This is a genomic window from Oleiphilus sp. HI0067 (genome assembly GCF_001635735.1).
This window is the reverse complement of the sequence record NZ_LWFI01001333.1, coordinates 48,804-71,101: the sequence shown is the minus strand read 5'-3', so window position 1 is coordinate 71,101 and position 22,298 is coordinate 48,804. Positions and strand designations below refer to the sequence as shown.

Genomic DNA, 22,298 nt, shown 5'->3' with positions numbered 1-22,298 from the left:
AGCTGATTCTCGTGATACGGCTACACAAGAGCGATTGGCAGACTTGGATGACCCGTTTAGTGTCTTCCGTTGCCGTGGCATTATGAACTGTGTGAACGTTTGTCCTAAGGGATTAAATCCGACACGCGCAATCGGTCATATTCGTGGAATGTTGTTGCAGCGTTCTACTTAATTGTTCACTTGTTGAGCAGCAAATTAAAAGCCGCTTTGTTAAGCGGCTTTTTTTTGCTTAAAAGTAGGTAAATATTTCTCAAATTAATGTAAAAGTCGCTATACTAAACGGGATCTATTGCTCCTTTTTGTTATTTGCTATCCCAATAACGTGAAGGGCAGTTTTAGAGCAGTTTGCTGCTTAAAAGGCGGCAAAGGTGTGTTCAAATACCGGGACGGGGTTATCCCCCCAAACCAAGGAAGTTTCGCAATCGCTTTTTCGTGCTTGTGTTCATTGCTTTTAAGGAAAACTCGGTCCGCATTTGATGCTAACAAGGCGAATATTTAATGCAAGACAACAACATGGCGCTACTCTGGCAGACATCCCATCTGGCCGGTGGCAATTTAGTTTATGTTGAACAACTTTATGACTCTTATCTAAGCGATCCCAATAGTGTGCCAGAAGAGTGGCGTTCTTATTTTGATCAACTTCCTCGTGTCGATGGCTATTCAGCCAAAGACGTACCGCATTCTACGGTACGCGAGCAATTTCTCCATATTTCAAAAAACAAAGCGTTAACAGCTAGCTCTGCAACTCCTGCAAGCGCAGTGTCAGAGCATGATGCGAAGCAAGTTAAAGTGCTTCAGCTGATTAGTGCTTATCGAATTCGTGGGCATCAAGCGGCGTCGCTTGATCCTTTGGGGTTAATGGAGCGTGAGAATGTTGAAGATTTAGATCTCTCTTATCATGGATTGAGTGAAGCGGATTTAGATACAGAGTTTCAAACAGGTAGTTTGGCTTTTGGTCCTGAAACCTTACCACTGAGAGACATTGTCTCAGGGTTAAAACAAACCTATTGTTCTTCAATTGGTGCTGAATATATGCACATCGTTGATACAAAGGTGCGCGCATGGTTTCACGCGCGATTGGAATCCGTACAAGGTAAGCCTGAATATGAAAGAGATACGCGCTTTCATCTTTTAGAGCGTCTTACCGCTGCCGAAGGTTTAGAGAAATATCTTGGTTCTCGTTATCCGGGGACAAAACGATTTGGCTTAGAAGGCGGGGAAAGCTTAATTCCTCTTGTCGATGAGTTGATCCAACGTGCCGGTGGTTATGGCGCGAAAGAGATCGTTATTGGCATGGCTCACCGTGGTCGTCTTAATGTACTGGTTAATACTCTCGGTAAAAACCCCAAAGACCTTTTCGACGAGTTTGATGGCAAGAAGTTGATTGATAGCTCGGGTGACGTGAAATATCACCAAGGTTTCTCATCTAACGTTATGACTCCGGGTGGTGAGGCACACTTAGCCTTGTCATTTAATCCTTCTCACCTTGAGATTGTATCTCCTGTGGTTGAGGGCTCGGTTCGGGCAAGACAAAATCGTCGCGAAGATGCTGTTGGTAATAGTGTGTTGCCGATTATTATGCACGGCGATGCTGCGTTTTCCGGTCAAGGCGTGGTGATGGAGACATTTCAGATGTCTCAGACGCGTGGATACAAGACTGGCGGCTCGATTCATATCGTAATCAATAACCAGGTTGGCTTTACTACTAACAAACGTGTCGATGCGCGATCAACTGAATACTGTACTGACGTTGCTAAGATGATTCATGCTCCAATACTGCATGTTAACGGCGATGATCCAGAGGCAGTATTGTTCGCAACTCAAGTTGCGCTTGATTATCGCAATGAGTTTAAAAGCGATGTTGTGATTGACTTGGTTTGTTATCGCCGTCGTGGTCATAACGAAGCTGACGAACCTTCAGGTACTCAGCCTTTGATGTATGACATAATTAAAAAATTGCCAACTACTCGCACCATTTATTCGAGCAAGCTTGTCGAACTTGGGTTTATTACTGCGGAGCAAAGCAAAAAACTTGAGGATGACTATAGAGCGGCACTAGATAACGGCGAGCATGTAACTCGCAGTTTGGTATTGGAGCCTACCTCTAAGATGCATGTTGATTGGGCGCCTTATTTGGGGCACGAGTGGACCGCTCGTGCGAAAACGGGTGTTGCTCTTAAGACAATACAGAAGCTCGGAAAGAAATTGCAGTCTACACCTGATGGTCTTCCTATTCAGCGTCAGGTGCAAAAAATTATCGAAGATCGTAAGAAGATGGACCAAGGCGCCTTGCCTCTTAACTGGGGATACGGCGAAACGATGGCTTATGCAACATTGTTAAATGAAGGACATGACATTCGTATTACGGGTCAAGATGTAGGTCGAGGGACGTTTTCACACCGACACGCCGTACTTCATAATCAGAAAGATGGTTCGGCTTATATTCCATTGGCAAATTTGAGTGAAGATCAGCCTCGTTTAGAGATATATGATTCTTTGCTATCAGAAGAAGCTGTTCTTGCTTTTGAATACGGCTATTCCACAACTAATCCAAATGCGCTAGTGATTTGGGAAGCTCAATTTGGCGACTTTGCGAATGGTGCTCAGGTAGTGATCGATCAGTTCATTACAAGTGGTGAACAGAAGTGGGGACGTTTGTGTGGATTAACCATGCTTCTACCTCATGGCTATGAAGGTCAAGGGCCGGAGCACAGTTCAGCTCGTCTCGAGCGATACTTGCAGCTTTGTGCGCAGCACAATATTCAAGTATGTGTTCCAACAACGCCTGCGCAGGTATTTCATATGTTGCGTCGTCAGGTTAAACGTCCTTTGCGTAAGCCTTTGGTCGCGATTACTCCAAAAAGCTTACTGCGTCATAAGGAAGCGATTTCTACGCTTGATGATTTGAGCAATGGAACATTCCAGACGGTCATCGGAGAAGTTGAAGACCTTAACCCTAGGAAAGTGACGTCGGTTATTTTGTGTAGCGGTAAAGTTTATTACGACTTACTTGATTATCGTCGTAATAATGAGATCGCAGATACAGCGATTGTTCGTATTGAGCAGCTCTATCCATTCCCTCACGACGACTTAGTTTCCGTATTCAACGAATATCCGAAGCTAAAAGATGTCGTTTGGTGTCAGGAAGAACCACAAAACCAAGGTGCTTGGTATCCAACTCAGCATCGAATGCGCGGAGCTCTAAAAGAAGTCACTGAAAAAGTCTATTTGCGTTATGCCGGGCGTGAAGGTTCAGCCTCACCAGCAGCAGGTTATACCTCTGTTCATGTCGAGGAACAGGCAGCCCTTGTTAAACAAGCTTTCGATAACGAATAAATTTTAAGGATTGGAAATGTCTATAGAAATCAAAGCGCCAACCTTCCCAGAATCTGTAGCAGATGGCACCATCGCTACGTGGCACAAGCAGCCTGGAGAACAAGTTTCTCGAGACGAGTTAATCGTCGATATTGAAACAGATAAAGTAGTACTAGAAGTCGTAGCACCTGAAGATGGTGTTGTTTCAGAAATCGTTAAAGGAGAGGGCGATGTTGTTCTCTCTGGTGAATTGATTGGTAAATTTGAAGCCGGTGTAGCTGGTTCCGAACCTGCACCAGCGGCAGAACCTGCTGCGCAAGTCGCTGAAGATGCAGCAGCTGCATCTGGCGATGTAATCATGAGCCCTGCAGCGCGAAAACTTGTCGACGAGAATAATGTTGATGTATCTCGTGTTGCTGCAACAGGTAAAGACGGTCGTATTACAAAAGAAGATATCGTGAAATATCTGAGTGAAAAGCCTGCTGCAGCGCCTGCATCTGCTCCAGTTGCAGCAGCGCCTGATTCGCCACAGTTTGTTGGTGAACGCCCAGAAAAACGCGTACCAATGACGCGTTTGAGAGCAAGTATTGCACGTCGCTTGCTTGATGCTAGCCAAAATACAGCAATGTTGACGACTTTCAACGAGGTCAACATGAAGCCGTTAATGGATTTGCGAAAGCAGTATAAAGATCTATTTGAGAAAACACACAACGGAACGAAGCTAGGGTTTATGTCTTTGTTTGTGAAGGCCGCGGCTGAAGCACTCAAACGATTCCCTGCAGTGAACGCTTCGATAGACGGTAATGACATTGTTTACCATGGCTATCAAGACATTGGTGTTGCTGTATCAACAGAGAAAGGTTTGGTTGTACCAATTCTCCGTGATGCGGACACTATGAGCCTAGCGAAAATTGAATCTTCGATTAAGGAATTTGGTGGTAAGGCTCGCGATGGCAAGTTAACGATCGAGGAGATGACAGGTGGCACGTTCACTATCTCTAATGGCGGTGTGTTTGGGTCGTTAATGTCAACGCCTATTCTTAATCCACCGCAGACTGCGATTTTGGGTATGCACAAAATCCAAGAACGTCCTATGGCGGTCAACGGTGAAGTTGTGATACTGCCAATGATGTATCTAGCACTTAGCTACGATCATAGAATGATCGATGGTAAGGAAGCTGTGCAATTCTTGGTAACGATCAAAGAGTTGATCGAAGATCCAGCACGTATTCTTTTAGATATCTAATTCAGGCGGGAAAATTATGTCAAATAAATATGACGTTATTGTCATTGGCGCAGGCCCTGGTGGGTATGTTGCAGCGATTCGTGCGGCTCAGTTGGGGCTAAAAACTGCTTGTGTTGAAAAATGGACCAGTGACAACGGAAAGGTTGTTCTTGGTGGGACATGTCTAAATGTTGGGTGTATCCCTTCCAAAGCGCTTTTAGAGTCATCTCATAAGTATGAGGAAGCTAAGCACGACTTCGATATTCATGGTATCTCTGCAGACGATGTTGAAATAGACGTGCCAAAAATGATGGGTCGTAAAGAAACCATCGTTAAAAACCTTACTGGTGGCGTTGGTATGCTCTTTAAGGCGAACGGCGTAACGTCCATTCACGGTACTGCAAAAGTGCTAGCAGGTAAGAAAGTTGAAGTGACAGATAATGGTGGGAAGGTTTCAAGCTATGAGGCTGAAAACGTTATTATCGCAACGGGATCTAAGCCTATTGAGATTCCGCCAGCCCCTATAACTGAGGGGTATATTGTTGACTCAACGGGCGCTCTCGAATTCACAGAAGTTCCAAAACGAGTTGGTGTGATTGGCGCAGGCGTTATTGGCCTTGAGCTAGGCAGCGTTTGGGCTCGTCTTGGATCGGAAGTTACGGTTCTGGAAGCTCAGGACACGTTTTTGAGTGCTGTTGATCAACAAATCGCAAAAGAAGCGCTAAAGCAGTTTAAGAAGCAAGGCCTCGATATTCGTCTTAAATCTATGGTTCAAGGTACAGATGTTAAGCGCGGTCTCGTGAACGTTCAGTACAAAGATGCTAAAGGCGATCAAGAACTTAAAGTCGATAAGTTAATCGTTGGAGTTGGTCGAGCTCCTGTTACCGATGGTTTGTTGTCTCCAGATAGTGGTATCAATTTGGATGAGCGCGGTTTTATCTATGTTGATGATCATTGCCAGACTGATGTGCCCGGTGTCTATGCGATCGGTGATGTTGTTCGCGGTCCAATGCTTGCGCACAAAGGTTCTGAAGAGGGCGTCATGGTTGCCGAGCGTATTGCTGGTCAAAAGACGCAGGTCAATTACGATATTATTCCGGGTGTTATTTATACGCACCCAGAACTAGCATGGTGTGGTCAAAATGAAGAGCAGCTCAAAGCTGATGGCGTTCCGTACAATGTTGGTATTGCACCTTTTGCTGCAAGCGGCCGAGCGATGGCGACAAACGCGACGGCGGGAATGGTTAAGATTCTTGCGCATGAAGAAACGGATCGCATTCTAGGAGTGCATATCATTGGACCTAGCGCGTCTGAACTTATTGCCCAAGCTGTGATCGCGATGGAATTTGGTTCTAGTTCTGAGGACCTTGGTTTGACAATGTTTGCGCACCCTACGCTTTCTGAATCTGTGCACGAGGCGGCTTTAGCTGTTTCAGGACACGCTATTCACGTAGCAAACAGAAAGAAACGCAAATAATACATAATTTAGATTCGCCTATAAGTATAGGTGTTAACTAGGGGCAGGTTTGTGGTGTTAGTCGTACGCCTGCCGCTCACTCATTAATACAACGGAATAAGCTATGAACTTACATGAGTATCAGGCAAAGCAACTCTTTGCTGAGTACGGACTGCCAGTATCACAAGGGTATGCCTGTGATACAGCGGAAGAGGCTGCAGCCGCTGCTGACAAAATCGGCGGCGACAAGTGGGTCGTTAAAGCGCAAGTTCACGCCGGTGGGCGTGGTAAAGCGGGTGGGGTAAAACTCGTCGATAGCAAAGAAGAGATCAAAGCCTTTGCTGAAAAATGGTTAGGCCAAAACTTGGTGACTTACCAGACCGACGAAAACGGCCAGCCAGTGAGTAAGATCTTAGTTGAGTCTTGTACTGATATTGACCAAGAACTTTATCTTGGTGCTGTTGTAGATCGTTCTACGCGTCGCGTTGTATTCATGGCGTCTACCGAAGGCGGTGTTGAGATTGAGACCGTTGCAGAAGAAACGCCAGAAAAAATTCTGAAAGCAGAAATCGATCCTTTAGTAGGTGCTCAACCATACCAAGCACGCGATCTAGCGTTCCAACTTGGTCTCGCTGGCGATCAGATTAAGCAGTTCACAAAGTTGTTTTTGGGGCTTTCTAAACTTTTCCATGATTACGATTTAGCGTTGTTAGAAATCAACCCTCTCGTAATTACTCCTGAGGGCAACATCCACTGCCTAGACGGAAAAATTAACATTGATAGTAATGCGATGTATCGTCAGCCGAAGTTACGTGAAATGCACGATCCTTCGCAAGAAGATGAGCGCGAAGCACACGCGGCTGAATGGGAACTCAATTACGTAGCCCTTGATGGCAACATTGGTTGTATGGTGAACGGTGCAGGTCTTGCGATGGGCACTATGGACATCGTTAAGCTTCACGGTGGCGCTCCAGCAAATTTCCTTGATGTTGGTGGTGGTGCAACTAAAGAGCGTGTAACTGAAGCATTCAAAATTATTCTTTCTGATAGCAACGTAAAGGCCGTATTGGTAAATATCTTTGGTGGTATTGTTCGTTGTGACCTGATTGCAGAAGGCATCATTGGCGCAGTAAAAGAAGTCGGTGTTGAAGTTCCTGTAGTTGTTCGCTTAGAAGGCAACAACGCTGAACTTGGTGCTAAAACACTTGCAGAAAGTGGGCTTGATATTATTGCTGCAACAAGCCTTACCAACGCAGCGGAATCAGTAGTCGCAGCGGCGGGAGGTCAAGCGTAATGAGTGTATTAATTAATAAAGATACGAAGGTAATCTGTCAGGGCTTTACTGGATCGCAAGGTACATTCCATTCTGAGCAAGCTATCGAGTACGGAACCAACATGGTTGGTGGTGTTACGCCAGGCAAAGGTGGCCAAACACATTTAGGTTTGCCTGTATTCAATACTGTACGCGAAGCTGTGGAGCAAACTGGCGCGGAAGCATCTGTTATCTATGTCCCTGCTCCTTTCTGTAAGGATTCAATTCTGGAAGCTGCGAATGGCGGTATCAAGCTAATTGTCTGCATCACAGAAGGTATTCCAACGCTTGATATGCTTGATGCTAAGGTTAAGTGTGATGAATTAGGCGTGCGTTTAATCGGCCCTAACTGCCCAGGTGTGATCACGCCAGGAGAGTGTAAGATCGGAATTATGCCTGGTCATATTCATCTTCCAGGTAAAGTTGGTATCGTATCTCGTTCAGGTACGTTGACTTATGAAGCAGTTAAGCAGACGACTGACTTCGGATTTGGTCAGTCTACTTGTGTAGGTATTGGTGGTGACCCGATTCCAGGATCAAACTTTATCGACATTCTTGAGATGTTCGAGAACGACCCTCAAACTGAAGCAATTGTTATGATCGGTGAGATCGGTGGCACTGCAGAAGAAGAGGCTGCTGAGTACATCAAGGCGAATGTAACTAAGCCTGTTGTATCATATATCGCAGGTGTTACTGCTCCTCCGGGTAAGCGTATGGGACATGCTGGTGCGATTATCGCTGGCGGTAAAGGTACTGCCGATGATAAGTTCGCAGCGCTAGAAGCAGCTGGCGTAACTACGGTTAAGAGTCTCGCAGACATCGGTAAAGCACTTAAAGAACGTACTGGTTGGTAAGTTCTTAAGGTTTAAAAAAGGAGGCTCTTGCCTCCTTTTTTAATTTTGAGGAGTTAGATTTTTACTGTTCTAGTACTTCTAAGAAAATCTTAGAGGCATGCTCTAAAAATGCGTTGAGCTTCGGAAGTTTGTTTCGGTGTTTTAGAAACAATGCATATATGCCTATATCTGACATTTTCCAATCGTTTAACACGCGCACAACGCTTCCTTCCTTTGCCTCCTCTTTGCACATATAACTTGGCAGTATCGCAATACCTAGACTATCTATCGCCGCCTGTTTAATAATCGAAAACTCATCAACGAGTAGTTTAGGTTTGATGCTGAGTGTAAGTTTGGTTTTGTTTGAATTCTGTTTATAAAAATCGACTTGATTGCGATGAGCAAGATGTGACATCAGGAGTATGTTGTGTTCTGTTAGATCATCGAGATCTTTGAGTGGTGCGTTATGCTTTAGGTAGCTTGGGCTCGCATAAATATAACGTTTTGCGCAACCAAGCGATTTCGCAACAAGACCCGAGTCATCTAGTTTTCCAACACGTATCAATAAATCATATCCACCTTCAATTAAGTCTATGCGTTGATTGATAAGACGAAGATCTACATCAATATCAGGATAGTACATTAAGAATTATGATAACGATGGTCTTAGAATTTCGTTTGCAATTGATATCGATGTTCCAATACGGAGTTGCCCACCAAATTCGTTTTTCATCTCTGAGATAGAGAAGTTTGCTATGTCAATCTCTTGCTGGATTTTCCTACAATGATCGACATATTGATAACCCACTTCCGTTAGTCGTTGCGATCTCGTTGAGCGCTCTAAAAGCGTCACGTCAAAACTGTCTTCGAGTTTGGACACCTTTCGGCTCACATTTGCCTTCGGAATATCTAATTTCTCAGCAGCTGCAGTAAAACTACCTGAATCAATGACAGCTAGAAAAACTAGCATGTTGTTTAAGTCGGTCTGTTTATCAAATCTTATGGCGAATAATTGTTGTCAAAAATGAGATTGTTTTACTCAATTATGCGTATATATAATTAATTGTGGTCTGTATTTTCTCCATATTGATAGGAAAAACGTTTTAACCAGGAGATCGAGATGGAAATAATAGCGAGAGAATCATTGCCATTAGGAGGCTTTGCAGGACTAACTGAGCATAGGCTCGTTACGGATAGCCGAGTGTTTAGTCATCGAAAACCTCTTAACACTTTTGAAGGGCTAGGGCGCTTTGTTTATCTTGCAGATGCGAAATTTGATCTTTACGTCTAAACGATCTTTTTCTGAGTTACAGAGTAGTGATGAACATATCTCCACAAATATTCTTAGTGCGAGGCTCGTTCAGTTAGAGCAGGACGGGCTGATTCATAAACAGGTCGATCCGGCTGATAAACGCCGAAAAATCTATACCTTGACGCCAAAAGGTGTAGATCTCATGCCAGTTATACTCGAGATGATCCGTTGGAGCGGCAAGCATGACTCAGCGACGAATGCACCTCAAGGCTTGCTTGACCGAATCGCTAAAGAACGCGATGAATTGATCGAGGAATCGCGTCACGCGGTAGAGTAATATTTAGCGAAATCTCTGATAAAAATAAGAAAATGTTATGTATGAACGATACATATTGCCTCACCTAATTAATTGCGCCTGCGGTTCGCCTCAGATCATGAAGCTCCGAAGCCAAATCGTGCCGAAGTGTTCTGGACGCGTCTTGGAAGTTGGTGCAGGTTCCGCCATTAATCTACAATTTTATGACCCAAAAATTGTTGAGTTTGTTTGGGGGCTAGAACCTTCAATAGGAATGCGTAATAAGGCTAAGAGTAACGTAGTCCAGAGCGGAATTGACTGGCGATGGCTAGACTTGCCTGGCGAGCAAATTCCTTTGGATGATGAAAGTGTTGATACAGTTCTTCTTACTTTTACCTTGTGCACCATTGTGGATACGAGGACAGCACTTGCACAGATGCGGCGCGTATTGAAACCAAATGGCAAGCTGCTTTTCTGTGAGCACGGTCTTTCTGCAGATCTAAACGTTCAAAAGTGGCAAAACAGAATTAATCCCCTTTGGTCTAGGTTAGCCGGCGGCTGTCAGCTTAATCGCTCTATTGATCTTCTGATTAGTGATGCGGGTTTTCAAATAAGTGAGCTTTCTAAAATAAACGTTCCTAAAACGCCGTCTTTCGCGGGTTTCGTCTATATGGGTGAAGCTTCTGTTTCATAACTGAAGTCGGCACGAAATTTGTTTGTTTTTTGAGCTGTCCACATTTGTTGCCGCTGTAAAGTTTTTGTAAAGATTATTGTGCAATGTGGCCACATGTAGCCGTATTGAATGTTCGTCACATCAATCGGAGTTTAGATCGTTGAGAATACGAGGCAGCTAGGGAGTAGTCAGCGTATAACAATAATTTGAGCGGGAAGAGCTCTATAAATATAAGGGAGTAAGCGATGCTAGATAAAAGCTTGGTATCGGGTAAGGCATTTCGTGACGACAAGAATTTTCCACATGGATTTAGTCGCAGTGGGAATTTTTCTCGTAATGAGTCAGAACTACTAACACGAGGAGGCTGCTGCGCAAACAGTCTTATTGCCGGAGAAATAGAGCCAAAGGGAAAGGCTCAAAAACAGCTGATTGCAGTGTGCCGCGGTGAACGCGACGCCGAGACTGAATTTGAAAAAGTCTGGATGAAGTACGCTGATTTTATTGGTCGTAAACGCTGCGTGTTTAGCTTTGCATCAAGTGGAAATTTAGCATCATCTGAAGGCAGAGTTTACGCTAAAGACTTATTGAGTTAAGTCAGCCTGAGATACAGACCAAAGTATGGTGCTTTGGGTCAACGTCTTGCGTTCGTAATTGGTGTTTTTGTATAGTTCGCCGCTCAAAATTCATTTGCTTGAGCGGTTATGTTGCAAAACTACATCAATTATCGGAAGCCAAAAATCGTTTGGAATAATCCGAATGCGGGATTTCTGACGGCGTTTGCCGCAGCGGTAATTGTTCATCTGTTGGTAGCGATCGTTTTCTATTCGTATGCGCTAGGGCCTAAGGCGTATATCGTCGATAATTCAACGTACCGGGTTGCCTTGTCTCAACGCATTTTAGAACCCACTCCTGAGTCTATTATTGAACCCTTGTCGGCCAGTCAAGAATCGCCAAAACAGGAAGATCTTACCCCTAAATCGAAACCCGATCCTGTGGTGAAGCCTGTCGAGAAACCGGTTGTCGAACCCGAACCTCAAAAGTCAACGGAAGCCATTTTAGAAAGCGAGCCTTCTAAATCATCACCGGTTGAGACTATTCAAACAGTTGCTCCATCCAAGAAGAAAATTGCGAAGCAATCCGAAGCGAGCATCAGTGATCATTCGGATAAGGGTGAACCTGCTAATAAAGTTGCCGAAAGCAAAGCAAAAGAGCAGCCTCAACAAGATCAAAAAGAGCAGAAGGCTCCGGTCAAGAAAATTGAAGAGCCTAAAGAGCAATTTAGATCGCCAGCTTATGTGCTAGGTAGCCCTTCAAATCCCAGACCAGTTTATCCTAGCTTAGCGCGCAGGCGTGGTTGGGAAGGGGATGTATTATTAGGAGTGCATGTTGATGTTACGGGCTCGGTGACTTACGTAGAGATTCTAGAATCGAGTAATGTATCGGCTTTAGATTTTGCCGCTTATTCAACTATTTACGAAAGCTGGAGCTTCTCTCCTGCTGATGCGGCTGAAGCTTCGTTGAGAGGCTATGTTACTGTACCCATCTCGTTTAGGCTCGACTAAACGTTTTGCTCTTCATTGCAGTTCTGATCTTCGTACACTCGACCATGTTACTTCATTAGTCCCGTCACTCCTTGCCCCAGTTTTAATAAATCAATTGACTTGAAAATGTGAACTGCGTAAAGTCGCAGCCCTGCTTGAGGTGCTCAATCACTAAATCTAGTGAGCGAGTGAAACGGGAAGTTGGTTGAAGTCCAACGCTGCCCCCGCAACGGTAAGCAAGTTAAGTCGGCATCCTCGCCACTGTGCAGTAAAGCATGGGAAGGCCGTTCGACTAAGTCGAATGACAACTTGTAAGCCCGGAGACCGGCCTGAAGTGATTTTTTAGATATTGCGGAGGGCGATATTTGGGACTGATGTCTAACGAACTAGATTGTCGCTCGTTAACCATTACTGTTCTTTGCTTCTCTCTCTGCGCGATTGCTGGTGAAGTGCGTGGGTCTACGTTTAGTTTTACTTTCTCTACTTCTTGTTTCGACGTTTGCTGTTGCTGAGGAAACCGTCGAGCATGAAACCGTTGTGGTGACAGCTTCTAAGCTTGATGCCGATCATATCAATACCGAGCATACTTCAAGTCATACAACAGTAATTCGTTCTAGTGAGTTTGGTCATGAGTTCTCTAATGTCGCGGATGTGTTATCTGATCAGAGTGGCGTTCAAATTCGTCAAGTAGGTGGGATAGGTTCTTATTCGACTGTGAGTATCCGTGGGTCTAGTGCAGCACAAGTTAATGTGTTTCTCGACGGCATGTTATTGAATGATGCGCACGGAGGAATTGTTGATCTTGGCAATATTCAATTGAGCTCAATCGAGAGAATAGAAATATATCGTGGTAATACCCCAGCGCAGTTGGGCGTGTCATCAATTGGTGGTGCAATAAATCTCGTAAGCAAAAAAGGTGCTGCGAAGCCTTATCATACTGTGAGGGCGGGCTATGGATCGTTCAAAAGCCAGCTCGGCGCGTTGACCTCTGCTTTTCATTCTGGAGATACAAATTATCTTGTTAATGCAGAGTATGTTTCTAGCGACAACGACTATGAGTTTTTAAATGATCGGCAGACTCCTAACAATCCTTTCGATGATGAGGTACAGCGTCGTCAAAACGCACAATACGAGCAAGGAGCGATTCATTTATCTGCGGTCACAGATATCTCTAAGTCTTTAGATGCAAATAACGTAGTTCGCTACTCGAAGTCTTCTAAGGGCGTGCCGACTGCGCGAAACGCCAAAGATAATTCGGCGACATATGATGTTGAAACCCTATCTATTCAAAGTAAGTTGAATCATGAACTTTCTACTAGGTTAAAAGCGTCTTATCAGATTTATGGTTCGCTGTTGAAAGGCGATTATGACGACACTGAAAACAAAGTTGGTCTGTCTGCAAATCTAGAGAAATCTGAGTCATCTAATATAGGCGTTAAAACTGACTGGGCTTTATCTTCGGGTAATCATTTGTTCAATATTGCCGCACTGCTACGTTTTGAAAAATATGAAAACGAAGACCTTATTCAGAACACGTCTACGGATGCATCGCGCATGCAAACATCATTGATTGCTCAAGATGAATGGTTAAATTATGCGGGTACCTTACAACTAACCGGTAAGATTGGTCTTCGTTATTTGCAAGACGATCAAGATATTCCAAAATCAGTTAGTAATACTGAATCTTATTACGCTGCTTACAGCGGCCTGCGCTACACGTTTTTTCCATCCCTCGCACTCACCGCAAGCCTCTCTCACGAAGTCCGTCCGCCCAAACTTAGCGAATTGTTTGGTGACACCGGTTCGTTGTTAGGCAATGACGAGCTGGTCGAAGAGTATGCAACCAACGCGGAACTTGGGTTGCAGTTTTTGCAGGGGAATTCCAACCTTAACTCCTCCTTGTTTTACAGATCACTAAAAGATGCGATTGTCGTTATTTTCGATTCGCGCGGAATAGGTCGCGCTGAAAACGCTGCAAGTGCGCAGATATATGGTCTTGAAGTAGACGGGAGCATTCTATTGACTGAATTTTGGAAAGCTGGGTTAAGGGCGACTTTGCAAAGTAGTGAAGACACGTCTGATATCCCAGCTTTTAAGGGGAACTCTCTCGCTGGCGTGTATGAATCTGCCGCGACTATTTCAAATGAATTGTCGGTGTTCGACTACAAGCTAAATTTGGAGTATCAACGCCAAGATGGTGGTTATTATGATCGAAGTGCGTCTGCAGAGATGCCAACAAATGAACAGATTAACGTTAGTATCGAGCGCCGTTTGGGTCAGCACAACGCAAGGCTTTCCTTAGTAAATATTACAGACGAAAGAATCGAAGATTTTAATCGTTACCCGGGTCCGGGACGACGAGCTTTCCTAACCTATAGCTATACCTTCAATTAAAGGAACTGAAAAAATGAATGCTAGACAATTAATAAAAGCGACCGCATTAGTATCTATTTCGGCATTTCTTGGCGCATGTTCAAGTAGTGATTCAACTGACAACTCTGTCGACTGTTTTGACTGCGCGGTAATTTCCACGGTATCAGCAGACTTTACATCAAGCGCTGTTCAGTTTACTGATACAATCCCAGCTTACGAAATATCTTCGGATTATGCTGCTCAAGATTTATCTGATGTACGCTTTCTAACATTTGGCGATCATTTCTATCGCATGGGGCGTTTCGGGATTAACAACTTAGCGAAATTCTCATTTGATGATGCCGAGAACCCAATTTGGGAATACTCTGTGGCTAAGGATGATAGCGATAATCCAAACCCATATACGGTGGTGTTTGTATCTGAAACACAGGCTTATGTTTTACCTTTTGGTACTGATGAGATTATTGAGATTAATCCAAGCGTTACTGATAGTAATCAACAAAGTGATTTTATCGTAGATCGCTTAGACTATTCGAAATATAGCTTTGGAAATGGAATCGGAGCATCGGATGGTTTTGTGAAAGATGGATTGCTGTACGTTCTATTAAATGGCCAAGATTCATCTTTTGTTCCGCAGACCTCTCGAATTCTTGTGATTGATCCGTCGACAAATCTTGAAGTCGACGTGAATGGTTCAGGTGAAGCGTACGACTTAACCGTCAAGAATGCCCAAGATATGGATGTAGTGGGTGGTTATATATATGTCGCTGGGGTAGGTCGTTATGCTTCATTAGATGGATCTCGCCCTGCTGAACTTACAGGTGGTATAGAGAAAGTTGATATCCGTGGCATGACTTACTTGAGTACCTTATTAGTTGACGATAATGATGCAAGCGTAAATGCACAAATTGCGGGAGTTGAAGTGTCATCATCTGATAACAAAGCATATTTAATTCGTTATAACGCTTTCCAGGATAACGACCTTATTCAGTTTAACCCAACATCTGGAGCTGTAAGTGCTTCGCCGAACGATGGATTTTCAGGTTTAGACATTAAAACAATCGAGATTGATTCAAGTAACCAACTTTGGGTTGCACTTGGCGATACAGTTAATCCTCGTATAGAAGTGATTAGCATAGCGGATGATTCATCGGTGGCGACCATCAACACTATTCGTAATCCTGTTAGAATTGAATTCGCCGATACAACTAACTAAAACACGAATTTTATGTCCACATTAATGATACAAGGCACGACCTCGGATGCAGGTAAAAGCATTCTCGTCGCCGCCTTGTGTCGTTGCCTGTATCACCGAGGAATTTCGGTGGTACCGTTCAAACCTCAGAACATGGCGCTGAACAGCGCTGTGACCGCCGATGGTGGAGAGATAGGTCGTGCGCAAGCCCTACAAGCGCAGGCCTGTCATCTTGAACCTCATACCGATATGAATCCGATCTTGCTGAAGCCCAATACAGATATTGGTGCACAAGTCATTGTGCACGGTAAGGCTAAAGGTGATATGGATGCAGTCAGCTATCACCGTTACAAAACCCGGGCGATGGACGCGGTCCTCGAATCTCATCAGCGGCTCGAAGAGCAATATCAGTGTGTCATTGTGGAAGGTGCAGGCTCCCCGGCCGAGATAAATCTTCGCGATCGAGATATCGCTAACATGGGCTTTGCTGAAGCGGCTGATTGCCCTGTCATTATTGTCGCTGACATCGATAAAGGAGGTGTGTTCGCGCAATTAGTGGGGACTTTAGATCTTCTTAGCGAAAGTGAGCAAAATCGCGTTGTGGGTTTTGTGATTAATCGATTTCGGGGCGATATAAAACTCTTAGAGAATGGACTCGAATGGTTAGAACAGCGCACTGGCAAACCTGTATTGGGTGTTTTGCCTTATCTTCATGGTTTGAATATTGATGCAGAAGATGCGTTGCCAGATGACAACTTGAAGCAAGACGGTGAGTTTCGTGTTGTAGTGCCAGTGCTTCCGCGCATTAGTAATCACACAGATTTCGAGGCTTTGCGTTTACATCCAGAAATAAACTTTACTTATGTTCCTCCGAATGGAGACATCCCTCCTGCAGATTTAATTATCCTTCCTGGTTCTAAGTCGGTTCGCGCTGATCTAGCCTTTTTGCGTGAGCAAGGATGGGAAGATGCAATAAATAAACATCTTCGATACGGTGGGAAAGTACTCGGCATCTGCGGCGGTTATCAAATGCTGGGCCAAAGCATTGATGATCCTGATGGTATTGAAGGCGATCCAGGTTTATCTCAGGGCTTTGGGTTCTTGGAACATCATACAATGCTTACAAAAGAAAAAGCGCTTGTTCGGGTAAGAGGGCAGTTTGCCTCAGATGGTGTTGCCGTCCAAGGTTATGAGATACATGCTGGTCGTACGCATGGTGAATCATTAGATAGGCCGTTTATTCACTATGAGAATGGTAATTCAGACGGCGCTGTGAGCCTTGATTCAAATATTGCGGGGACATACTGGCATGGTCTTTTAGATACACCTGATGCGCTTACTTCTGTGCTTAATTGGGCGGGCTTTAAAGTTAAAGAACAACTTGACTATCAAGCTGTTCGTGAAGCTTCAATTGAGCGTTTGGCTGTTGCATTTGATGAAAGCATCGATATGGAGAATGTGCTCAGTTTCTTGGAGTTAGATGAATGAAGCATCTAGTCCTTGGGGGTGTTAAGTCTGGAAAAAGTCGATATGCAGAGACTCTTGCTGCAGATGTAGCTAGCAAAACTAAATTTAACGTTGCATTAGTCGCAACCGCACAAGCTCTTGACGAAGAAATGACTCAGCGTATTAGCAAGCATCAAATCCAGAGACCGGATAATTGGGTGGTGATCGAAGAGCCTGTCGATCTTGCTAAAGCTTTAAGAGATTTAGATGCAGACCCGAGCGTAGGTGTTATCGTGATTGATTGCCTAACACTATGGTTGACCAATTTGCTTGTAAAACCTGAGGTTGTTGACCATAAAGATTCGTTTATTTCTGTGTTTAAGGGGCAACTAGAGACGACAGATACACCTTGTATTTTGGTGTCTAATGAAACCAATATGGGACTCATTGGTATGGATAAACTTACCCGTGATTTTTGTGATGAAGCTGGACGCTTGCATCAATCCCTAGCGACTATCTGTGATCATGTGAGTTTAGTCGTCGCCGGTTTACCCCTTTCAGTGAAGTGAGCTGGTTATGTATCTTTTATCACCAGATCTGCTTTCGCCAACCTTGAGCGCATTCGCTGAGCTTTCGTTTTTCCCGATTTTTACTAATCCGGTTTACGCTTCAATGTGTGTCTTGTTGGCTTTTGTATTCGATTCGATACTTGGTGAGCCAAAAAAATATCATCCGATCGTTGGCCTTGGAAATCTTATCGCGGTCGTTGAACGAGCTTTTTATCCTGAGAATAACAATAGACCTCGATTGCTAATTAGGGGTGTGAGTGCGGCGTTTATTGTGCATAGCTCACTGTTTATTTGTATTTTGCTAGTGGTGTTGGCGCCGTCAGCGATCATAGAGAGTGATAACGTACATGTATGGTTTGGTATGCTGTCGGTCATTATCTTGTATATATGTATTGCTCCTCGCTCTTTGATTCAGCACATTTCTTCAGTCGAAACGACTCTCGCGAGTGGAAATGTTGAAAATGCTAGAGTTGCTCTTTCAAGGGTGGTCAGTCGCGATACGTGTTCGCTTGAAGAACCAGAGATTGCCAAAGCGGCGATTGAAACACTTACCGAGAACGAAAATGATGGAGTGATTGCGCCTTTGTTTTGGTTCCTTATTGGAGGCCCGATTGGTGCCGTATTTTTTAAAGTATCTAATACCTTAGATTCAATGTGGGGCTATCGTAACACTCGGTATAATTATTTTGGACGTTTCTCCGCGCGCGTCGACGACGTCCTTGGTTATATTCCTGCACGCCTTTGCGCTTTGATTTTTTCGATTTCAATTCGCCGTTTTGTACAAGCATTAAGAAATGGGCGAAATTGGTATAGCCCAAACGCTGGTCCAGTGATGGCCGCTGGTGCACTAGCATTGGGTGTCTCCTTAGGAGGGCGGGCTGTCTACGATGGTTCAGTTAAAATACGTCCAGTTTTGGGAGCCGGCCCCGAGCCAACACCTCTCGATTTAACGCGATCAATCACAATGATTCGCTGGATACACAGGTGCCTAATGTTAGGCTTTTCTGTGCTGTTTCTAGTGTCGCTAGTATTGGGCTGGTGAACGGTATGTCTTCGCAAATTAAAAATGCAACGATGTTGCGGGTAGAACATTTAAGTTGGACAGCACCAAGCAGAGGATTAGCATCCCCAGTAAAAATTCTTGATGATGTTTCATTTAAAATCGAGACGGGCAAGTTTGTTGGCCTTATTGGCCCAAACGGCGCAGGGAAGTCCTCTTTGATGCGATGTGTCTATCGAGTAACTAAACCCACTGAGGGCGAAGTGTTTGTGGATGAACAGAATGTTTGGGAATTGAGTGCGAAACAATCTGCCCTAAAAACCGCTGTTATTCTTCAAGAACAAAATGACTATATGGGCTTAACTGTTCATGATGTTATCGCACAAGGGCTGACGCCCCATAAGGGCTTGTTTGAATGGAATACTCGAGATGATGATGCCTTGATCGCGCAGCTCCTCAAAGAGATGGAGCTTAGTGAACTTGCAGAGAAGCCCTTTTCAGTTCTGTCAGGCGGCGAAAAGCAAAGGGCTTATTTAGCACGAGCCTTGCTCCAAAAGCCGCAGCTACTCATCATGGATGAACCGACTAACCATTTAGATATTCATTTTCAGTTAGAGGTGCTTCGTAAAGTTAAGGCCCTTCCGGTGACGGTCTTTGCTTCATTTCATGATTTGAATTTAGCGGCTGCGTTTTGTGATGAAATTATTGTCTTAAATCACGGAAAATTATGCGCCCAAGGTTCTCCGGAAGATGTACTGAACGAGGATCTTATTAGTGAAGTATATCGGACATGCTGTGTCGTCGATCGCCATCCTTTATATGACCATCCGCGCGTTAGTTTCGCCTTTCAAGACGGAGTTCACCGTCAGTGATAGGCATAACGCGAACAACTGTTTTTATAAGCCTTTGCGTGGCTGTGGCCATGTTCAGTCTGTTTGTTTCTGTCGTCTTCGGTGCGGCGAGCATTACTTTTAATGACGTGCTTTCGAGTACTTTCAGCCTTCTGACAGGCCAAGAATCTGAAATCAGTGCGATACGTGAACGTATTATATGGGAGTTACGTGCCCCAAGAGCGGTATTGGCGTTTCTTGCGGGAGCAGGTTTGTCCCTTGCTGGTGCGGTACTTCAGACCGTCACGAGAAATCCCCTGTCAGATCCATATTTGTTTGGTATTTCCTCCGGTGCATCCTTTGGGGCTGTGCTGGTGATTGCGGCGTTGTCAGGCACTAGCGTATCGGCAATTTCTGGATTTTCAGAATATAGTATTGCGGTTGGTGCGTTTGCTGGCAGCCTTTTTTCGGTAGTAATCGTCATCGCACTCGCAGGGCGAAGCGGAAACGTTGAACGTATGTTGCTTGCGGGTGTCGCGACGTCCTTCATGTTTAGTGCGGCGACAAGTTTAGTTTTGTATTTGTCTGATCCCTTGGCAGCTGCATCACTTATCTTTTGGACCTTAGGAAGCTTTGCTCGCGCGGAGTGGGCTTCAATAGGACCGGTGATTGTCGTTTTACTGATTAGCTTGCTTTGCTTCTTCGCCTTTTCTCGGCCTCTAAAAACCATGTTGGCTGGAGATGAAAATGCAAAGGCGCTTGGTGTTAATGTCGTACGCTTACGCCTTGGGATGCTGGTGATGAGTTCGCTAATGACCGCAGTGTTGGTCGCAAATTGCGGTGGCATCGGTTTTGTTGGCTTGATGATTCCTCATATTGTTCGAAGATTAGTCATTGGATTACGTGTTAACTTGTTTGTTGCTGTGGCCATGGTGGGTGGTATTTTCATGATTTGGGTGGATGTGCTTGCTCGGGTCTTGCACGAGGGAACAGAGCTGCCAATTGGCGTAATTACAGCAGCGCTGGGGAGTGCTTTTTTCTTACTAGTGCTAGTGCGAAGAGATGCACGTTCATGACTGATATTTCGAAACCTAGGCCAAAACATGGTGGAGACCTTTCGTGCTTGAGATATGAGCGGGATTTGCAAGGTAGCATTTTAGATTTATCGAGTGCGGTCAATCCTTTTGCCTATGACAAACTAGATAACGAGCCAGAACAATGGAAATCTCTCCCGAATATCTCGCCCTCTTTGAAAGAGAGGGTTGCGCAATACTATGACAATGAGAACTTCCTCCTGACACCAGGTTCTCAGTGGGCTATTGAGTATCTGCCTAAGCTATTCAAGCAACAGCTCGATAAGTCTTTGTCAGTTGCGGTGCCGAGTGAGGGTTATGCTGAACATCGCTATCATTGGCAAAAAGTGGATGCACGACTGTATGAGTATGACGTCTTGGCTTCTAATGAACTAATCGAAGCTGTTGATATTTGTGTTGTGATCAATCCAAATAATCCAAGTGGAGACTTTCTTACCGCAAAAGAAATTATTACGTTAGCCGAGCGAATGACCGCGGCTGGAAAATGGATGATCATTGATGAGGCTTTTGTCGATTTTCATCATGAGTTTTCCGTGTCGAGTTACGTTGGTAAGCCCGGGCTAGAGAACTTAATTGTTCTACGCTCGTTCGGTAAATTTTCAGGTCTTCCTGGCGCGCGTATCGGAGCGGTGGGTGTTTCTACTCAGTTACGCCATGTCGTAAAGAGTGACATCCCATTGTGGGGCATTAGCGGGCCATCTTTAACGCTGTTTGAACGTGTTGTAGCAGATCAGGCATGGTTGCGTTCTGCTTGTGAAGAAGTGACAGTTTGGTCTCGCAAATTAGATGTTGTGTTACGGCGATACTTTAGTGATGTAAACAGCGCAGTAAAGCTATTTTCAATAATCAGAACACCTGACGCACTCATTATATTCGAACGGCTACTGAGTGATGGCGTGTATGTCCGTTTGTTAGATAACGGTTTAGGCCTTCGTGTTTCTGTTCCGAAAAACGAAGCAGAATTAAATTACCTAGAAACTGCGCTCGCGCGCGCCTTTAATAGAGAAGATATTAGTGCTTAAGTTTAGTGTTTCTGTGTTTTTGCTTTTGTTCGTATCCATGGTTGCGAATGCTAAACAGGTAGAACGTATTATTGCGTTGTCGCCGCATTCGGTTGAGATACTTTTTTTGTTAGGCGTAGGTGACAAGATTGTCGGAACGGTCGATTTTGCGGACTATCCAGAAGAGGCTAAATCGATTCCGAGGATCGGCGGGCATACTGCTATCCAGATTGACCGGGTACTTGAACTTGAGCCAGATATAGTGATTGCCTGGGAGAGTGGTAATCCAACACGAGACATCGAACGAATCAAAGAGTTAGGTATCGTCGTGTATGAAAGTACAACGAAAGAACTCGAGGATATTCCGCAAGAGATATTGAGAATAGGCGATAAGGTTGGACGTTCAGCTGAAGCTCAGGTGCAGGCGCAAAACTATCGGGAGCGTCTAGATTCTTTACGTGACAATTATCAGTCTAGAAAACCTGTCAGTTTCTTCTATCAATTGTGGTCTAAGCCATTACGTACAATGGCTGCAGGGAGTTGGATTAATCAAATGTTCGCAGGTTGCGGTGCTGTAAATGTCTTCGACGACCCTTCAATGGATTACCCGCAAGTAAGTTTAGAATCCGTGATTGATTTGCGTCCAGAGGTCATCGTTGTGCCAACGCATCACGGTACAGAAATGGACTTGAATATGTGGAATGACTGGCCTGAGATTCCTGCGGTTAAAAACGATCATATCGTATTTTTTAATGGTGACTTATTGCACCGGTTTTCATATCGAACACTCTACGGCATGCAGCAAATTTGCGAAGTGTTTGATGATATTAGACAAAGCAAAAAGTAGCGCATTGATAAGCGTAGCTTTAAACAAAGTAAGAGAAGGTT

20 protein-coding genes, 1 pseudogene and 1 riboswitch are annotated in these 22,298 nt (G+C 44.5%); of the genes and pseudogenes, 19 read left to right on the top strand and 2 right to left on the bottom strand.

What is annotated here, in order from left to right:
• From sdhB to sucD, 6 genes and pseudogenes are all read left to right on the top strand, one after another.
• Positions 1 to 172 (top strand): annotated as a pseudogene (sdhB, locus tag A3739_RS28285) (succinate dehydrogenase iron-sulfur subunit); the annotation flags it as partial.
• A gap of 326 nt (positions 173 to 498) precedes the next feature.
• A complete protein-coding gene (locus A3739_RS21185; RefSeq protein ID WP_068482150.1) occupies positions 499 to 3,336 on the top strand; it encodes a 2-oxoglutarate dehydrogenase E1 component in 2,838 nt (945 codons plus the stop codon).
• A 16-nt stretch (positions 3,337 to 3,352) separates the two neighbouring features.
• Positions 3,353 to 4,561 (top strand): 2-oxoglutarate dehydrogenase complex dihydrolipoyllysine-residue succinyltransferase, encoded by a 1,209-nt coding sequence (gene odhB, locus A3739_RS21180; RefSeq protein WP_068482154.1) that lies wholly within the window; start codon positions 3,353 to 3,355, stop codon positions 4,559 to 4,561.
• A 16-nt stretch (positions 4,562 to 4,577) separates the two neighbouring features.
• Complete coding sequence (gene lpdA, locus A3739_RS21175) at positions 4,578 to 6,017, top strand: dihydrolipoyl dehydrogenase (RefSeq protein WP_068502675.1); 1,440 nt, start codon at positions 4,578 to 4,580, stop codon at positions 6,015 to 6,017.
• A gap of 103 nt (positions 6,018 to 6,120) precedes the next feature.
• Entirely contained in the window at positions 6,121 to 7,290 is a 1,170-nt protein-coding gene (gene sucC / locus A3739_RS21170; protein ID WP_068482160.1) for an ADP-forming succinate--CoA ligase subunit beta, read from the top strand.
• On the top strand, positions 7,290 to 8,162 hold the full coding sequence (gene sucD, locus A3739_RS21165) for a succinate--CoA ligase subunit alpha (protein ID WP_068482163.1): 873 nt from the start codon (positions 7,290 to 7,292) through the stop codon (positions 8,160 to 8,162). Before sucC ends, sucD begins: the two co-directional genes overlap by 1 nt.
• A gap of 61 nt (positions 8,163 to 8,223) precedes the next feature.
• On the opposite strand, the gene A3739_RS28280 is transcribed toward sucD, so the two are convergent.
• Both A3739_RS28280 and A3739_RS28275 read right to left on the bottom strand, forming a co-directional pair.
• Complete coding sequence (locus tag A3739_RS28280; RefSeq protein WP_068475514.1) at positions 8,224 to 8,784, bottom strand: substrate binding domain-containing protein; 561 nt, start codon at positions 8,782 to 8,784, stop codon at positions 8,224 to 8,226.
• A 6-nt stretch (positions 8,785 to 8,790) separates the two neighbouring features.
• A complete protein-coding gene (locus A3739_RS28275) occupies positions 8,791 to 9,111 on the bottom strand; it encodes a LysR family transcriptional regulator (protein ID WP_082878532.1) in 321 nt (106 codons plus the stop codon).
• Between the two features lie 295 nt (positions 9,112 to 9,406).
• On the opposite strand from A3739_RS28275, the gene A3739_RS21155 reads away from it, so the two are divergent.
• From A3739_RS21155 to A3739_RS21095, 13 genes are all read left to right on the top strand, one after another.
• Positions 9,407 to 9,730 carry a helix-turn-helix domain-containing protein gene (locus tag A3739_RS21155; RefSeq protein WP_068475467.1) on the top strand — a complete coding sequence of 108 codons (324 nt, stop codon included), beginning with the start codon at positions 9,407 to 9,409 and terminating at the stop codon, positions 9,728 to 9,730.
• 97 nt (positions 9,731 to 9,827) lie between these two features.
• Positions 9,828 to 10,382, top strand: a complete 555-nt coding sequence (locus tag A3739_RS21150; protein ID WP_231876550.1) for a class I SAM-dependent methyltransferase — start codon at positions 9,828 to 9,830, stop codon at positions 10,380 to 10,382.
• Between the two features lie 224 nt (positions 10,383 to 10,606).
• Positions 10,607 to 10,954: a DUF413 domain-containing protein gene (maoP, locus tag A3739_RS21145; RefSeq protein WP_068482169.1), complete on the top strand. Its 348-nt coding sequence runs from the start codon at positions 10,607 to 10,609 to the stop codon at positions 10,952 to 10,954.
• A 108-nt stretch (positions 10,955 to 11,062) separates the two neighbouring features.
• Positions 11,063 to 11,923, top strand: a complete 861-nt coding sequence (locus A3739_RS21140; RefSeq protein WP_068477629.1) for an energy transducer TonB — start codon at positions 11,063 to 11,065, stop codon at positions 11,921 to 11,923.
• Between the two features lie 120 nt (positions 11,924 to 12,043).
• Positions 12,044 to 12,250: riboswitch (cobalamin riboswitch) on the top strand.
• A 105-nt stretch (positions 12,251 to 12,355) separates the two neighbouring features.
• Positions 12,356 to 14,296 (top strand): TonB-dependent siderophore receptor, encoded by a 1,941-nt coding sequence (locus A3739_RS21135; RefSeq protein ID WP_068502673.1) that lies wholly within the window; start codon positions 12,356 to 12,358, stop codon positions 14,294 to 14,296.
• A gap of 13 nt (positions 14,297 to 14,309) precedes the next feature.
• Positions 14,310 to 15,491: a hypothetical protein gene (locus tag A3739_RS21130; protein WP_068481552.1), complete on the top strand. Its 1,182-nt coding sequence runs from the start codon at positions 14,310 to 14,312 to the stop codon at positions 15,489 to 15,491.
• Positions 15,492 to 15,503: 12 nt separating this feature from the next.
• Positions 15,504 to 16,958, top strand: a complete 1,455-nt coding sequence (locus A3739_RS21125) for a cobyric acid synthase (RefSeq protein ID WP_068481555.1) — start codon at positions 15,504 to 15,506, stop codon at positions 16,956 to 16,958.
• Positions 16,955 to 17,485 carry a bifunctional adenosylcobinamide kinase/adenosylcobinamide-phosphate guanylyltransferase gene (gene cobU / locus A3739_RS21120; protein ID WP_068481558.1) on the top strand — a complete coding sequence of 177 codons (531 nt, stop codon included), beginning with the start codon at positions 16,955 to 16,957 and terminating at the stop codon, positions 17,483 to 17,485. The genes A3739_RS21125 and cobU overlap by 4 nt, the downstream gene beginning before the upstream one ends.
• A gap of 7 nt (positions 17,486 to 17,492) precedes the next feature.
• Complete coding sequence (cbiB, locus tag A3739_RS21115; protein ID WP_082878530.1) at positions 17,493 to 18,527, top strand: adenosylcobinamide-phosphate synthase CbiB; 1,035 nt, start codon at positions 17,493 to 17,495, stop codon at positions 18,525 to 18,527.
• Between the two features lie 5 nt (positions 18,528 to 18,532).
• The gene (locus A3739_RS21110; protein ID WP_068481561.1) at positions 18,533 to 19,357 is read left to right on the top strand and encodes an ABC transporter ATP-binding protein; all 825 of its coding nucleotides are present in this window, start codon (positions 18,533 to 18,535) and stop codon (positions 19,355 to 19,357) included.
• Between the two features lie 50 nt (positions 19,358 to 19,407).
• Positions 19,408 to 20,391 (top strand): iron ABC transporter permease, encoded by a 984-nt coding sequence (locus A3739_RS21105; protein ID WP_082878533.1) that lies wholly within the window; start codon positions 19,408 to 19,410, stop codon positions 20,389 to 20,391.
• Positions 20,388 to 21,431, top strand: coding sequence for an aminotransferase class I/II-fold pyridoxal phosphate-dependent enzyme (locus A3739_RS21100; protein WP_068481567.1), 1,044 nt, complete (start codon positions 20,388 to 20,390; stop codon positions 21,429 to 21,431). Before A3739_RS21105 ends, A3739_RS21100 begins: the two co-directional genes overlap by 4 nt.
• Entirely contained in the window at positions 21,424 to 22,257 is an 834-nt protein-coding gene (locus A3739_RS21095; RefSeq protein ID WP_082878529.1) for a cobalamin-binding protein, read from the top strand. Before A3739_RS21100 ends, A3739_RS21095 begins: the two co-directional genes overlap by 8 nt.
• The last annotated feature ends 41 nt before the right edge of the window (positions 22,258 to 22,298 follow it).